At 69.7% G+C, this 14,326-nt stretch carries 11 protein-coding genes; 6 read left to right on the top strand and 5 right to left on the bottom strand.

Annotation, left to right across the window (positions count from 1 at the left end; all coding sequences use genetic code 11):
• Window positions 1-52: 52 nt before the first annotated feature.
• Together ACYVF6_RS12960 and ACYVF6_RS12955 are read right to left on the bottom strand one after the other, a co-directional pair.
• Window positions 53-862, bottom strand: a complete 810-nt coding sequence (locus ACYVF6_RS12960; RefSeq protein ID WP_460520638.1) for an ABC transporter ATP-binding protein — start codon at window positions 860-862, stop codon at window positions 53-55.
• A 200-nt stretch (window positions 863-1,062) separates the two neighbouring features.
• Window positions 1,063-2,001 carry a LysR family transcriptional regulator gene (locus ACYVF6_RS12955; RefSeq protein WP_460520636.1) on the bottom strand — a complete coding sequence of 313 codons (939 nt, stop codon included), beginning with the start codon at window positions 1,999-2,001 and terminating at the stop codon, window positions 1,063-1,065.
• Window positions 2,002-2,141: 140 nt separating this feature from the next.
• Between ACYVF6_RS12955 and ACYVF6_RS12950 the strand changes: the two genes are divergently transcribed.
• The 3 genes from ACYVF6_RS12950 (at window position 2,142) to ACYVF6_RS12940 (ending at window position 6,447) form a co-directional block, all read left to right on the top strand.
• Window positions 2,142-2,606, top strand: a complete 465-nt coding sequence (locus ACYVF6_RS12950; RefSeq protein ID WP_460520634.1) for a carboxymuconolactone decarboxylase family protein — start codon at window positions 2,142-2,144, stop codon at window positions 2,604-2,606.
• 46 nt (window positions 2,607-2,652) lie between these two features.
• Window positions 2,653-2,943 (top strand): hypothetical protein, encoded by a 291-nt coding sequence (locus ACYVF6_RS12945; RefSeq protein ID WP_460520632.1) that lies wholly within the window; start codon window positions 2,653-2,655, stop codon window positions 2,941-2,943.
• A gap of 189 nt (window positions 2,944-3,132) precedes the next feature.
• Window positions 3,133-6,447, top strand: coding sequence for an AfsR/SARP family transcriptional regulator (locus tag ACYVF6_RS12940; RefSeq protein WP_460520630.1), 3,315 nt, complete (start codon window positions 3,133-3,135; stop codon window positions 6,445-6,447).
• A 10-nt stretch (window positions 6,448-6,457) separates the two neighbouring features.
• On the opposite strand, the gene ACYVF6_RS12935 is transcribed toward ACYVF6_RS12940, so the two are convergent.
• Window positions 6,458-7,285, bottom strand: a complete 828-nt coding sequence (locus ACYVF6_RS12935) for a ParB/RepB/Spo0J family partition protein (protein WP_460520628.1) — start codon at window positions 7,283-7,285, stop codon at window positions 6,458-6,460.
• A gap of 232 nt (window positions 7,286-7,517) precedes the next feature.
• Window positions 7,518-8,507 carry a thiopeptide-type bacteriocin biosynthesis protein gene (locus ACYVF6_RS12930; protein WP_460520626.1) on the bottom strand — a complete coding sequence of 330 codons (990 nt, stop codon included), beginning with the start codon at window positions 8,505-8,507 and terminating at the stop codon, window positions 7,518-7,520.
• Between the two features lie 136 nt (window positions 8,508-8,643).
• Between ACYVF6_RS12930 and ACYVF6_RS12925 the strand changes: the two genes are divergently transcribed.
• Window positions 8,644-9,957 carry a VOC family protein gene (locus tag ACYVF6_RS12925; RefSeq protein WP_460520624.1) on the top strand — a complete coding sequence of 438 codons (1,314 nt, stop codon included), beginning with the start codon at window positions 8,644-8,646 and terminating at the stop codon, window positions 9,955-9,957.
• 14 nt (window positions 9,958-9,971) lie between these two features.
• On the opposite strand, the gene ACYVF6_RS12920 is transcribed toward ACYVF6_RS12925, so the two are convergent.
• On the bottom strand, window positions 9,972-12,818 hold the full coding sequence (locus ACYVF6_RS12920; protein ID WP_460520622.1) for an AfsR/SARP family transcriptional regulator: 2,847 nt from the start codon (window positions 12,816-12,818) through the stop codon (window positions 9,972-9,974).
• A gap of 132 nt (window positions 12,819-12,950) precedes the next feature.
• Between ACYVF6_RS12920 and ACYVF6_RS12915 the strand changes: the two genes are divergently transcribed.
• Both ACYVF6_RS12915 and ACYVF6_RS12910 read left to right on the top strand, forming a co-directional pair.
• Window positions 12,951-13,247, top strand: a complete 297-nt coding sequence (locus ACYVF6_RS12915) for a hypothetical protein (protein WP_460520620.1) — start codon at window positions 12,951-12,953, stop codon at window positions 13,245-13,247.
• A complete protein-coding gene (locus ACYVF6_RS12910; protein ID WP_460520618.1) occupies window positions 13,240-14,322 on the top strand; it encodes a hypothetical protein in 1,083 nt (360 codons plus the stop codon). The genes ACYVF6_RS12915 and ACYVF6_RS12910 overlap by 8 nt, the downstream gene beginning before the upstream one ends.
• Window positions 14,323-14,326: the final 4 nt, after the last annotated feature.

Here is a 14,326-nt window from a genome sequence, read left to right as displayed (position 1 = left end):
GGTTTGGTCGTCTGTGCTTGCCTACGGGTGGGCGGTTTCGGCGTCGTCGCCGTCAGCCCCGGACCCGGCTGGAGTGCCGCCCGACGGGGCGGGCGGTGAGCGCACCGGTGGCCGGATCGGCGTCGACATCGATCCGGATGCCGTACACCTCGGTGAGGTGCTCGGCGGTGAGCACCTGCTCGGGCGTACCGCTCGCGCGGACGCGTCCGTCCTGGAGCAGCACGACGTCATCGGCGATGGCGGCCGCCTGGTTGATGTCGTGCAGCACCACGCCGACGGCGACGTCGTGCTGGGTGGCCAGGTCGTGGATCAGGTCGAGCGTCTCGATCTGGTAGCGCAGGTCGAGGAACGTCGTGGGCTCGTCGAGCAGGAGTACGCGGGTGTCCTGAGCCAGGCACATGGCCAGCCAGACGCGCTGCAGCTCACCGCCGGACAGCTCGTCGGCGGGCCGGTCGGCCATCGCGGTGAGGGCGGTGACCTCCATCGCGTGCGCGATCGCCCGCGGACCGTCGGGATCTTCGCCGCGCCAGCGCCCGCGGTAGGGATAGCGGCCGTACGCCACGACGTCGGACACGCGTACGCCACTGGGCGTGGGACGCGCCTGCGCCAGCAGCGTCACCCGCCGGGCGAACTCCTTCGACGACAGCGCGAACGCCGGCTGCCCGTCGTCCAGGTGGACCTCGCCGGCGGTGGGCCGGTGCAGGCGGGCCAGCGCGCGCAGCAGGGTCGACTTGCCGGAGCCGTTCGGGCCGAGCAACGCCGTGACGTGGCCGGCCTCCAGGCTGATCGAGGCTCCGTGCACGACCTGCGTGCCGTGGTATCCGATCGCCAGCCGGGCACCACTGATCAGGGACGCGCTCACACACACCTCGCTCGTCTGCCGGCCAAAGGTCCATCGGAAGTAAAGTAAGCCTAAGCTAAGCCATCGGATGCACGCTGTCCAGGGGCCGCCAGGTTTCTACCGTGCCGGGCGCGCGATCCCGGCTCTGGCTTCCAGCGCCGGGCGCGCAAACGTCATGGGATCGGTCGGCGTCGGCCAGGCCGGCATCAGTGGAGGTTGGGTCAGCCGGCGGAGCCGAGGTGGCGCAGGGGTGGCGCGTCGAGTTCGAGGGAGAGGGGGATGGGGCCGAGCTCTCGAGCGATCCGGGAGAGCTCGCGGACCCAGCGGCCGATCTGGCCGGTGCGGTGGACCAGGCCCCAGCTCAGTGTCGGGCTCTCCTGGATCGGCAGGTAGACGGCGTCGCCGCGGTCGTAGTACTTCAGCCCTTGCCCGCACGCGAACGCCACGGCCGAACCGCCGGAGGTGACCATCCACAGCACCTCCTCCCGCGTCGGAGGGGGCGGGGGAGCGTCGGGGTCTGCCGAAGGCGACGTCACCGGCGCGACCGCTGCCTCCCAGTAGTCCGGAACGGGCAGGCCGGAGGGCAGGATGTCGTAGCCGTCGAGCTCGCTCAGCGACACCGAAGAGCGCCCGGCCAGTTCGTGTGTACGCCCGACCATCAGCACGATCGGCTCGGTGAACGCCACCGGCCCGACGCGGAGGTCGGGCTCCCGCACCGGCAGCCACAGCAGCGCGACATCCACGCCTCCGTTACGAAGAGGGCCGAACGGGTCGTCGATCCGGATCTCGCGGAGGCGGAAGTCGACCTGCGGGAAGCGGCTCCGGAACAGCGCGGTCATCGGCGCGAGGTCCTGCCACATCGGACCCATCACGCCGAACGTCAGGGTGTCGGGCCCGCCACGCGCGGTGTTCGTCGCGGCCTCGACGCCATCGAGGATGCGCTGGTAGCCCGCCTGCAGGTCGTCGCGAAGCTGCTTGCCGAGTGGAGTCAACGTCACCTTGCGACTTGTGCGTTCGAACAGTGCGGCGCCGATCCGCCTTTCCTGCTTGGCGATCGCCTGACTCACCCGAGGTGGCGAGATGTGCAGCTTCTCGGCGGTGCGACCGAAGTGCAGCTCCTCGGCGAGCGTCAGGAAGATCTCGATGTCACGTAGCTCCACTCCGTCATCCTTCCCGATCGTTAACCCCAGGCGCAACCGGCGTTTCGCGACTGCCCATTGTTCGGATCCCGCCCGGCCGGAAGGCTGTAGCCATACCGAAAAGCGAGCTGAAGAAACCAACCAGGCAAGGAGAAACGACGATGACGATGCAATCCCGGATGCCGAACCCCGCGACGCTCCTCGACGGCGCGTCCAAGGCGGTCTACAGCCTGATCAAGGTGACGCGGCAGTCGGACGTCCCGGAGTCCACGTTCGGTCTGGTCCACCTGCGGGTGAGCCAGATCAACGGCTGCAGCTTCTGCGTCGACAGCGGTGTGAAGTCGGCCAAGCAGAGCGGCGAGACCGACGAACGCCTGCACGCGGTTGCCGCGTGGCGCGAAATGCCCTACTTCGACGACGCCGAACGCGCCGCACTCGCCCTCGCCGAGTGCGCCACCCGCCTCGCCGACCGCCCCGACCCCGTGCCGGACGCCGTGTGGGACGAGGCCGCCAAGCACTACGACGAGAAGGGCCTGGCCGCCCTCCTGCTCTACATCGCGACGGCCAACCTCTTCAACCGGCTGAACGTCACCACGCGCCAGCCGGCCGGCGCCTCCTGGGCCTGAGCAAAACCAACCACAAAGCAGAAACGAAAAGACGAAAGGCACGATCATGGCAGTCGTACGAACCCACCGCTACACGGTCGAGACCGGCAACCTGGCCCAGATGCTCGAGCAGCGCACCACGCTGATCAACGGCATCCGCTCGGCGAACCCGTCCTTCACCACCGCCACCCTGATCCGTCAGGAGGATGGCTCCTACCTCGACATCTGGCGCTGGGAGTCGGCCGAGGATCTGAAGAGTGCGGCCGAGGCGGCCAAGAACTTCCCGCTGGTCGGTGCCACCCTGTCGCTGACCACCGACCACATCGTGACCGACGGCGAAATCCTCGACGAGCGCTAGGCCGGATATCGCCAATACGAGTTCTGCACCGGATTGAACCGATTGCGGGCCGGCACCGTACACCAGATGTGCCCTGTGCCGTCGTGTCAAAAAGGCAAGGGGCAATACTTGGTGACCGAAGTGAACGGCGGGCGCGTTTAGCGAACTGGCCGACGGCGAGGACGCGCCCGCTGGGTGGGGGTGATCGGCATGCGGTTCAGAGTGCTCGGTCCGCTTCGAGTGTGGAACGGCGCGGACTGGTCGACGATCCCCGCCAGGCAGCAACGCGTCGTCCTCGCGGTGCTGCTGGCGGAGCGCGGGCGGACTGTGTCCACGGATCGGCTGATCCAGGAGATCTGGGGTGACCAGCCTCCGCGCACGGCGTCGAACACCTTGCATCGCTACATCGCACAGCTGCGCCGGCTGATCGGCGGAGACTCGGCGTACCGGCCGATCGTGACGCGGGATCCCGGCTATCAGCTGGCTCTCGAGGCCGGCGAGCTGGACGCTCAGGTGCTCGCGGACCTGGTGGATTCGGCCAAGGAGTACGTCGCACAGGGCCGCCTGGAAGACGGAGTCGGTCGTTATGCCGAGGCGCTCGAGCTGTGGACCGGCGCACCGCTCAGTGACGTGCCCGAGTCACCCGGAGTACGGGCGGAGGCGGCCCGGCTGAACCAGCTGCGCCTGGCCGCGGAGGCCGGGAAAGCCGCCGCCCAGATGGGGCTCGGCCGCGATCGGCAGGCGGTCGCTGACCTGCAGCGGCTGGTCGCCGAGCACCCGCTGGACGAGCGGCTGCGGGCCGACTTGATGGTGTGCCTGTACAGATGCGGCCTTCGGGCCGAAGCGCTGGATGTGTACCGGGACGGGCGAAGGGTGATGGTCGCCGAGCTCGGTCTGGAGCCGGGGCCTGAGCTCTCGCGGCTCGAACAGGCCATCCTGAACGACGATCCGGCGCTGCTCGGAGCGACGGCACCTGCGCCGGCGACGCCCGCACCATCCGGTCCGGCCACTCAGCCGGTGCCCGCACAGCTTCCGGCACCGGTCACAAGTTTCACCGGGCGTACGGCGGAGCTGCTGCGCCTGGATGCCGGCACCGCCGGCGGCGACGCGCTCGTGATCGCGACCATCACCGGCCCGGCGGGCGTCGGGAAGACCGCGCTCGCGGTGCACTGGACGCAGCGCGTCCGCGCTCGGTTCCCGGACGGGCAGCTGTATGTCAACCTGCGTGCGTACTCACCGACACCGGACGTGTCGGAGCTGGAGGCACTGTCGCGGTTCCTGCGGGCGTTGAACGTGCCCGCCGAGCAGGTGCCCGGGGATCTCGACGAGGCCGGCGCGCTCTATCGCAGCCTCCTTGCCGGCAAGCGCGTTCTGGTCGTGCTGGACAACGCCGCTTCCGCGTCTCAGGTACGGCCGCTGCTGCCCGGGAGCCCTGGCTGCGTCGCGCTGATCACCAGCCGGGCGAGGCTCACGGGCCTGGTCGCGAAGGAGGGCGCGATCGCGCTGCCGCTCGAGGCGCTGACCGACGGCGAGGCGTACGAGCTGCTGCGCGGCCTGCTCGGTGACGACCGTGTGGCGGACGAGGCGTCGGCGTCCGGTGAACTGGCCCGGCTCTGCGGGAACCTGCCGCTGGCCCTGCGGATCGCGGCGGCGAACCTGTCGACGGCCAGGCACGTCAGCATCGCCGACCACGTGCGTTCGATGGCCGGGAACCGGCTGGACGCGCTGGAGATCCACGGTGCACCGAACGAGGGCGTGCGGGCGGCACTCGACCTGTCGTGCGCCACGCTCGGCAGCGACGCGCGGCGGCTCTTCGTCCGGCTGAGCCTCGTACCCGGACCCGACGTGACCACGGCAGCGGCCGCGGTGCTCGTGGACTCCAAGGACATGGCGTCGGTTCAGCACGACCTGGACCAGCTGACGTCGGCCAACCTCGTCGCCGACCCCGTTGCGGGCCGCTACACGCTGCACGACCTGGTGCGTGCGTACGCGGTCGAGAAGGCGGTCGACGACGAGAGCTCGGCGGATCGGGAGGAGGCGCTCGGCCGGCTCTACGACTACTACCTGGAGCACGTGCTCGCGGCCGCGGAGCTGTTGTATCCGGAAATGCTCCGCCTCCCGCGCCCGGAGGATGCGGCGCCCGCGCCCGACGCGATCCGGTTCGGCCACGAGACCGAGGCGCTGGCGTGGCTCGACGACGAGCGGAGCAACCTGGTCGCGGCGATCGTGTACACCGCGCAGGCCGGGCCGCGGGAGGTCGCCTACCGGCTGGCGGACGCGCTGCGTGGCTACCTGCTGGCCCGGATGCTGTTGCCGGACTGGGAAGTCGTCGTCGAGTCGGCGCTCTCCGCCGCCACCGCCTGCGACGACGTACGCGCGCTGGCCGCGACCCACCTCAGCGTCGGCATGCTGCACTCGCTGCACGAGCGCACCTCGTCCGCGATCGACGCGCTGTCGACTGCTGCCACGTACGCACGGGAAGCCGGCTGGAAGGCCGGCGAGTGCGTGGCGACGGGCAACATGGGCGGGCAGTACTGGATGCTCGGGCAGCTCGAACTGGCGGCGAAGTTCTCGATGCGCTCACTGCGCATGCGCCGGCGGCTCGGCTGGCGTACCGGCGAGGCATCGGCTGTGGGCGACCTCGGCATGATCTGCTGGGGACTTGGAAAGCTCGAGGACTCCGCCGGCTATCTGACGCAGGCCGTCTCGCTGTATTCCGAACAGGGACTGAAGGTTCCGGCGGCGAAGGCGGGAACAGCGCTCGGAATCACCTACCACGCGCTGGGCCGGCTGGACGACGCGCTCGACCGGCTGTCCTCGTCCCTCACCGTGCTGCGCGACGCCGGTGACCGCTACTTCACCGGCTACACGATGGCGGCGCTGACCGAGCTCTATCTCGACCTGGGCAAGCCGACCGCGGCGTTCGAGCTGGCCGCACAGACCGTCGAGCTGGCCGACCAGACCGGACACCAGCACGTGAAGGCCATGTCGCTGTCGGCCTACGGCGAGATCATGCGGCAACGCGGCGACCATCCGGCCGCACTGGAGGCCTATCGCGGCGCCCTCACCATCGCCGACAAGACGGCCGACAGTTACGGCGAGGCTGAAGCCCGCCTCCGGCTGGCCGTCGCTCTCTTCGAGACCGGACGCCTGGAGGAGGCGGCCGACCTCGTACAGCAGTCCCTGACCACGTCCCGGCTCGGTGGCTATCGGCTGCTGGAAGGCCAGGCCCTGGTGGTGCTGGCGGCTGTCCGCCTCGGTATGGAGCCGGATGCGGGTGGCGTGACGGAGGCGCTCGACCTCGCCGCCGAGGCGGCACGGATCCAGGACGAGACCGGCCACCGCCTCGGCCAGGCCCGGGCCCTGCTGGTGTGCGCCCACGGTCGCCGGTTGCTCGGTGCCGGGGCCGAGGCGGAGACCGATCGGCGGGCAGCACACAAGCTGCTCGAAGCGACCGGGCACAGCCTCGAAGCCCAGCTGGCCACGCTGTTCCCTCGCCGGCCTCGGCCGGAGGGCCGGCCCTGATGCCGAACCCTCAGCCGGCCTTCCTGGCCCGGAAGTAGGCGCCGATGATGGAGGCGGCCGCCTTGTCCTGGCTGATGCGCTTGGTTCCGGCGTACTCGCGAAGGTCCTCATAGACCTGTCTCGGCATCGTCACCAGGATCTGGTGCACGTTGCCGGGCCGGCCGTTGTAGGCATATCCGTTGACCTCGCCGTCGGCCGGCCGGCTGTGCGCGTCGGCCTCGGCCGCGTTCTGGAAGTAGTCGGCGCGCTGGGCCTTGGTCAACCCCCTGACGTCGCCGATCATCGCGGCCGTCTGATCCTCGCCGAAGTTCGCCGCCGAGGCGCGGTCCTCGATCTTCAACGCCGTCGCGACATCGAGCTCCCCGGCCTCGACGCTCACCTTGAGCTGCGGACGCAGGCGCTCGAACTTCACGTAGCTGCGCACCTTGTTGTACGGAAGCCCGACCTCCTCGGCCACGGCCTTCGCCGAGCCGTACTTGCGAAAGAGCGTCGTGCACGCGTCGATCAGGTCCCTCGAGTCGACCTGGTGCCGGATCAGGTTCTCGCTGATCGACAGCGCTGTCGCGTCGTCCTCGTTGACGGGCTTCCCGAGAATCGCGGCTCGTACGGTGGGGAGGCCGAGCTCCTTGATCGCGAGCCAACGGCGTTGCCCGGCGATGATCTCGTACTTGCCGTCGTCCTCCGTCGGGCTGACGATGATGGGTTCGAGCTGGCCGTGCACGCGAATGTTGTTGATCAGCTCGTCGAGATCCTTGCGTACTTCCCGGGTCCGGACCTGATGCTTGCTCGCCATCAGAATCTGTACCGGAAGGTCGCAGATGTCCACGATTTCGACCACGATGCCCGCCTCCCCGTCGCCCACAACAGCCCGCTGACTGCCAGAAAAGACCGGCCGGGTGAGCCCCGCGCCCCCAATTGGCGGGCCCGGCCGGTCACTTGCACACGAGCACGCTAGCCGCGGGCTCTGACCCGAGCCTGACTTGGCGCTGACCGCGCGCTGACTCGGGCCGCCGGCCCGGGCGCGGTGATCCTATGGTGAACGGCGAGGCCGCCTCCCGCGGCGAGGCCGGTCAGGCGGCCCAGCTCGTCGCCCGGCGCGCGAACCGCGCCAGCAGGGCCTGCTGCGCGAGGTCGAAGCCCATGCGGTTCCAGTGGAAGACAACGTGTGCGGCAAGGATGCGCCGGATCCCGATCTCGAGCTCGCCGCGTGCGTCAGCCTCCGCCAGGGCGCGACCGAGATGCTTGAACGCCAGCTGCCATTCGGCGAGCTTCGGTACCTCGGACGCGGCCTCGGCGACCGCGGCGTCGGTGCCGGCGAAGATGGACCGGAGCCGTGCCACCGATGCCAGGTCGACCTCGGTGACGCTCGCCGGCGGGGTGTCGGCCCGGAGCAGGCCGACGACGCGCCAGACGTCACCCTGCTCGAACCAGTCCAGGCCGGCACCCTGGAAGCAGCCGGCGACCAGCGCGGCCGAGACGCCGGCAGCGAACTCGAACCCTCGGGCCGAGAGCGCCGGTGCGCTGCCGCAGTAGCCCAGGCTGTCGCGGTAGAAGAGCTCGTGCGCCAGGTCCATTCCGGTTCCTCCGCCGAAGACCGAGACCTCCGGCTCGTAGACCAGCCGGCTGGAGCGCACCAGCTCATGCGCCTGCCGCCATTCGTCGAAGCAAGCATCGAGCAGGCCGGTCAGCTCGTCGAGGTCGGAGCCGGGGGCGGGATGGACGCGAAGGCGCAGGTGCGGTTCGTCCCGCGGCTTGCGCAGGAACCACCAGTTGTCGACGGCACCGGCCTGGACCAGGCCGGTCAGCGCCGGAAGCAGGCGCTGGTGGAGAAGGACGTCATGAGTGCTGTCGGAGGCGGTGGCCAGCCGCCAGTAGAGCCATTCACGCGATTCGCCGGTCCAGCCGGCGAGCGCGGACCGGCCGGCTTCTCGGTACGCGTCGGCCAGCGCGGACAGGTTCGGTGGCTGCGGTTCGGGAGAGCCGCCAGGCCGGCTCTCGTTCAGAACTTCCCGCCAGATGCGGTCGACGACCTGGAGTTCGGTGCGGGGATTCAGCGTCATTTCCCACGGGTCCGATCGAAAGGAACGATGTGACGATTGGAAACCGGAGTTTAGGCAGCCGGCGTGGAAGGTCGTCAAGGTCGGCAAGCGAAGCTCCTAGTGCGACTGTCGGTGGTGCGTGGCAGCCTGTCCGGGCATGAGCGAAAACGAGCGGTTGACCGCCAGGCAGTTCCAGGAGTCAGGCGGCGTCGACGACTGGCGAGTGCTCCTGTTCGGCGCGAACGCGTGGTTCGCCACGCCGTCGCACGCGGCGGGCGCGGAGCTCGTGGCCCGGATCGCCTCGATGACGACGGAGGGTGTTCACCGGCTGCCGGACGTTGACGTGCGCGCTCGTGGCGTCCACGTGCGGCTGCCCGTGCGAGACGCGCTCGGCGTCACAACGGCCGCCGTCGCGCTGGCTCGTTCGATCTCGGCAGTGGCGCGTGATCTTGGTCTGACCGCCGATCCGTCCGCCCTCCAGGCGATGCAGCTCGCGATCGACACGCTCGACAGGCGGGCGGTACTGCCGTTCTGGCAGGCCGCGCTCGGTTACCAGCAGTTCGGCGAGGACGATCTCGTCGACCCACTGCGGCGCGACCCGAGGATCTGGTTCCAGCCGCAGGACCAGCCGCGTCCACTGCGTAACCGGATCCACCTCGACATCGCCCGCACCAACGGCCTGACTCCCGACACGGTGGAGGCGGTCGGTGGCCGGTTCAGGGACGGCGCCTACGGCGTCGGCTTCACTGACGCCGAGGGCAACGAGGCCGACCTCCTGGGGCCCGACGAGGTGGCCGGGGGAGCCGAGACCGCCGACTGGCGGGTGGTGTTCGGCGGGATGACGTTCTATCAGGTCGCGTGGGGAGCGCCGGCAGCCGAGCTGGTAGCCGCGGCGGCCGCTCTGGCCGACTCGGCCGGTCTGCCACTGCTGATCGACGTCCGCCCGGACGGCGTCACGATCGACACGGGCAAGGACCAGTGGGAAGACCCGCGGTTCGGCGAGCTGGCCCGCAGCGTGCAAGCCGCCGCCAGGAGACTGGGTCTGACGGCGGATCTCAGCCGGCTGCGCTTCGTCCAGCTCGGCATCGACGCGGTCGACATCCCTGCGCTCCGGGAGTTCTGGCGCGTGGTGCTGGGCTACGACAACGACCCCCGCGAGTTCGTCACCGACATCTTCGATCCTCGCCGGCTCAGCCCGCCGATCTTCTTCCAGCAGCTGGCCGACGCCGACTCCGAGGGTGAGCAGGCCAGGCGGGCGCAGCGCAACCGCATCCACGTCGACCTCTTCGTGCCTGACGACCAGGCCCAGGCCCGCATCGATGCCGCCCTGGCCGCCGGTGGCCGGATCGTCTACGACGCCGAAGCCCCGGAGTGGTGGACGCTCGCCGACCCCGAAGGCAACGAGATCGACATCGCCGTCTCCGTCGGCCGCGAAGAGATCTGGCAGGCGGCCCAGGCGGCCGGCGACTGAGCTGACCCGAGCGGTCAGGCGTCCGATCCGAGCGTCGCGGGCTTGGCAGGCCGCGGCTCGGCGCGGAGGACGGCGGCCGTCTCAGGGGAGATCACGGCGATGCGGACACCGAGATCGAGAGCCGCCTGCCAATGGGTACGGGCGGCCTCGACCTGCCCGAGCTCATAGAGCGCGTCGGCGAGGTCCCATCGCGCGCCGGCCTCACGAAGGCTCCAGCCCACCTTGCGATGGGCGGCGACTGCCTCCTCGAGGAACGCGACCGCCTCCGCCGGATGCCCGAACCGCCTGCACAGCTCGCCGAGGAGCCCGAGTGCGCGGCCGGTGCCGACGGTGCTGTTGTGCGCCCGGTACACCTTCAGCGCCTGGTCGTAGTGCTCTCGAGCCCTGGCATAGTCGCCTTCCGCCGCCATCAGCTCGCCGATCGCGACCAGGACATGTGCCTCGACCCGGTAGTCACCGTGGGTGTGAGAGCTCGCGCGGGCGCGGCCGAGCCGTTCGAGTGCGACTCGATGGTCGCCGCGGGCCTTGCCGACGTCGGCCAGCAACACCAGCGTGTCGCCTTCCAGGAATGCTTCGCCGCGTTCGCCGAAGGCGTGAATCGCCTGCTCCAGAACGGCCTCTGCGAGATCAAGCTGCTCGAGGTTGCGGTACACCAGCCCGAGATCGCGTTGTACGTAAGGCAGTCCGGCCGCCGCGCCGGTTTCCACCGTGAGCTCGTACACATCGCGCCGTTCCTGCCAGTAGCCCTGGCTCTGCACCGGAACGTGCATCGCGACGGAGTACGCGGTGAGGAGCTCGGCCGATCCGGTAAGGCGAGCGGCCCGCTGCGCGACCGGCACCAGGTTGCCGCTCTCCGCCCGGATCCACGCGACGATCGCCTCCCGGTCGTCGAGCTCGAGGCCGTGCGCCAGCAGCTCCTCGTCGGCCAGGCCGGCCCGCACCCGCCAAGGTGACAACGGCGCGTACCGGCGGGTGGCGTCGCGCATGGTCGCGACGTAGAAGTGTACGAGCCGCCGGATCGCCTTGTTCTGCTCGGCTTCCGGCACGTGTGCGGCCGCCTGTTCACGTGCGTGCAGGCGTACGAGGTCGTGCAGCGCGAAGCGGTCGCCGCTGGATGCCGGGAGCCGCTCGACCAACTGTGCCGCCACCAGACGGTCCAGGTCGCGGCGTACGAGTGCCGTCGAACGCCCGTCGAGCGCGGCGATCGCCGGCAGGCTCACGTCGTCGAGGCCGAGCACACCGACCAGGCCGAGCAGCTGTTCCGCCGACTCCCTGATGTCCTGCCGCCCGACGGCCATGCTGGTCCGGACCGCGAGGTCGGCGTGTTGGAGGACGTCCAGCCGGTCGCGCTCGTCGCGGAGCCGGCCGGCCAGGGTGCCGAGCGTCCAGTCGGGCCGGCTGGTCAGCCGGGCTCCGGCGATCCGGACCGCCAACGGCAACCACCCGCAGCTCCGCACGATCTCCGCGGCCGAGCCGGGCTCGGCGGCGACCCGCTGCTCGCCGACCAGCCGGCCCAGCAGGGCGACGGCCTCGGCGGCGTCCAGGCCACCGACAGCGATGTGCTCGGCACCCTCCAGGCGATCGAGCACCGGACGGCTCGTGATCAGTGTCGTCGCTTCCGGGCCTGCCGGAAGCAAGGGGCGTACCTGCGCTTCGTCGACCGCATCATCGAGTACGAGCAACAGCCGCCGGGCCGCTGTGAGCGAACGGAAATAGGCAGCGGCGGCCGCGGCGTCGGCCGGAATCGCCTGGTCGGAAACGCCGAGCGAGCGCAGCATTCTCCGCAGCGCCTCCTGCGGCCGCACCGGCTCCGCGCCCGGCGTGGCACCGCGCAGGTTGACATACAGCTGGCCGTCGGGATGGCGGGCCGCCAGGGCAGCCGCGGCTTGCAGGGCCAGTGTCGACTTGCCGACGCCACCGGGGCCGTTCAGCGCCAGCAGCCGCGTCCGCGCGTTCAGCAGCCGGGCAAGCTCGTCCTGACGTCCGGTGAAGTTGGCGTTGGTCGTGGGCAGCTCGGCCGGCACCGCCGCGGCCGGTTCGGGTGCGGTACGGGCTCGGCCGGCCGGCCTGGCCGGGTTGGGATTGGCCCGGCCGGCCAGGTTGGGCGCGGAAGCAGGCCCCAGGTCGTCACGCAGGATCGACTGCTGGAGCGCACGCAGCTCGGCCGACGGCTCGGCTCCCAGCTCCCGAACGAAGAGCGCCCGGGTCTCGCGGTAGAGCCGCAGCGCGTCGGCGGCCCGCCCGGAGCGGTAGAGCGCGAGCATCAGGTGCGCGCGCAGCCGCTGCCGCAGGGGGTTCGCGTGGACGAGCGCCGTCAGCTCGGGAACCACCTTCTGGTGCCTGCCGAGCGTCAGCTCCGCCTCCACCCAGGCCTCGGCGGACTCCGCCCGGATCTCGTTCAGCCGATCCGCCTCGACGCGTACGAGTTCGATGTCCTCCAGCCCGGCGTAGGCGTGCGAGCGCCACATCGACAACGCGCGCTTGAGCGACGTCGAGGCCGCGTCCGCGGCACCGGCCAGCAGCGCGGCCCGCCCACTGGCGGCGAGCTGTTCGAAGCCGTCGGCGTCCAGCTCGTCCGGCTCGACGTCCAGCCGGTACCCGTTGCCGGCATCGTTGTGCAAGCGGTCCTTGCCGAGCACGGACCGCAGCCGGTGAACGTAGACGGGGATGCTCCGCCTGGCCATCGGCGCGCGCCCGGGCCGGGACAGTGCGTACGCCAGCTGGTCCGCCGGCACCGTACGCGATCGTTCGCAGAGGAGTACGGCCAGCAGCGCGCTCTGCTTGTCGCCCTGCAAGGAGAGCAGCTCGCCGTTGTCGGCGGTGACCTCGAGACTTCCCAGCACCCGGTAACGCAAACGCATGCCTCCGTGGGCCGTCATCGCTTCTGCAACCATGCCTGACCAGCGACGATATTAGTTGGCAAGGGATTTGTAAGCAGTGGCCACCAGACTCCCACACGTCCGGTTAGGCGAGACAGAGAGGACGGGCGGGGGATGACGAACCAGGAGATGCAAAGGGCGCTGCAGCGACTCCAGGACCAGCTGGCCGACGTGTCCGAGGACATGCACCAGCTCGGGAGGGAGAACGCCGCGCGCCTCGAGGCGTGGCAGCTGGCCCGGCAAGCCGCGGCGGAGAACGAAGCCGACCAAGAACCGGAGGCAGCTGAGACATCGGAAGAGGGCGACGAGGTCCGGATCGAGGCTGAGTTGACCACGAGCGCACTCATCGAGCTGCTGGAACGCGCCCGGCCGGAGAGCGCGCCGGATCGGGAGGTGCGGCTCCGTGGGTGATGGCGTCAAGGTCGACCCCGGCGCGCTGGTCGACTACTCCGAGCAGCTCGGCGCGATCAGCGAAAACGCGTTGGGCACGATCAAGAAATACGCCTCCGACAACCTCGAGATCACCGACGAGCTGCAGGTCGCTCTCGTCATCGCGATGCCGACCACACCGACGTGGGCCACGCTGGACATGCAGAAGGACGTCAGTCAGCAGGTCGCGAAGTACGTCGCCGACCTGATGTCGAAGCTCGGCGACACGCTGTACGAGGCCGCCCGCAACTACAAGAAGGGGGAGAGCGAGGGTTCCGCGAAGATCCTCAAGGTGTGGGGCGAAGGCGTGCCGGACGACTTCGAGGAGGAGCCGCATCGCAAGGGCGACACCAACTGGGACGGCAGCGACCTGAAGCTGACGGTTCCGCACTGGCACAAGCGGGCGCCCGATGCCCTGAAACTGATCAACGAATCGTTCGGCGACGTCGGGGGCATCCCCATCGAGGATGTGATCAACTACATCGTTGGGCTCTGGGAACCTGGGTTCGACGTGATGAAGTGGCTCAAGGAGGTCATCCCCGACTGGGGTGAGCTGGAAGGCCTCGGTGCGCAGCACGGTGAGCTGCAGGATGCCTACAACAAGATCAGGACCGAGATCGAAGACGGCATGGACTATCTCGGGAGCCACTGGGACGGCCCTGCCGCGGGCGCTTTCGAGTTCCATGTTCGCAAACACTGGCTCGACGGCCTGGAGACGATCGCCGATCTCCATCGAACCCTGAAGGAAGGGTTCCAGGCGCTCGCCTCCCTCATCGACGCGGCGATCTGGGTCTGGGTGGCGGCGTGGTGTGGATGGATCGAGGAAGCGAAGAGGATTGTCAAGGAGATCAAGGACGACTTCCTCGCTGCCTTGGACAACGGCCCTCAGGCGCTGTGGGACCTCGGCAAGTCACTGTGGGATCTCTTGATGAACTTGCTCGATCTGGTCATCAAGGTAGGCGATGCGCTCATCGACTTCCTGAAGACGATCGGGTCCTTCATCGACTACGCCGCCGAGATCTTCGGCGGCTCGATGAGCGACATGGCCAAGACCTGACGAC

It is taken from the genome of Flindersiella endophytica, from assembly GCF_054779015.1.
This window is presented reverse-complemented; position numbering and strand designations above follow the sequence as displayed.

Bases quoted from the DNA above. Each gene is read 5' to 3' on its own strand.
- ACYVF6_RS12950 (WP_460520634.1), top strand. From the start codon at position 2,142: ATGACGATGCAATCCCGGATGCCGAACCCCGCGACGCTCCTCGACGGC.
- ACYVF6_RS12945 (WP_460520632.1), top strand. From the start codon at position 2,653: ATGGCAGTCGTACGAACCCACCGCTACACGGTCGAGACCGGCAACCTG.
- ACYVF6_RS12940 (WP_460520630.1), top strand. From the start codon at position 3,133: ATGCGGTTCAGAGTGCTCGGTCCGCTTCGAGTGTGGAACGGCGCGGAC.
- ACYVF6_RS12930 (WP_460520626.1), bottom strand. From the start codon at position 8,507: ATGACGCTGAATCCCCGCACCGAACTCCAGGTCGTCGACCGCATCTGG.
- ACYVF6_RS12925 (WP_460520624.1), top strand. From the start codon at position 8,644: ATGAGCGAAAACGAGCGGTTGACCGCCAGGCAGTTCCAGGAGTCAGGC.
- ACYVF6_RS12920 (WP_460520622.1), bottom strand. From the start codon at position 12,818: ATGCGTTTGCGTTACCGGGTGCTGGGAAGTCTCGAGGTCACCGCCGAC.
- ACYVF6_RS12915 (WP_460520620.1), top strand. From the start codon at position 12,951: ATGACGAACCAGGAGATGCAAAGGGCGCTGCAGCGACTCCAGGACCAG.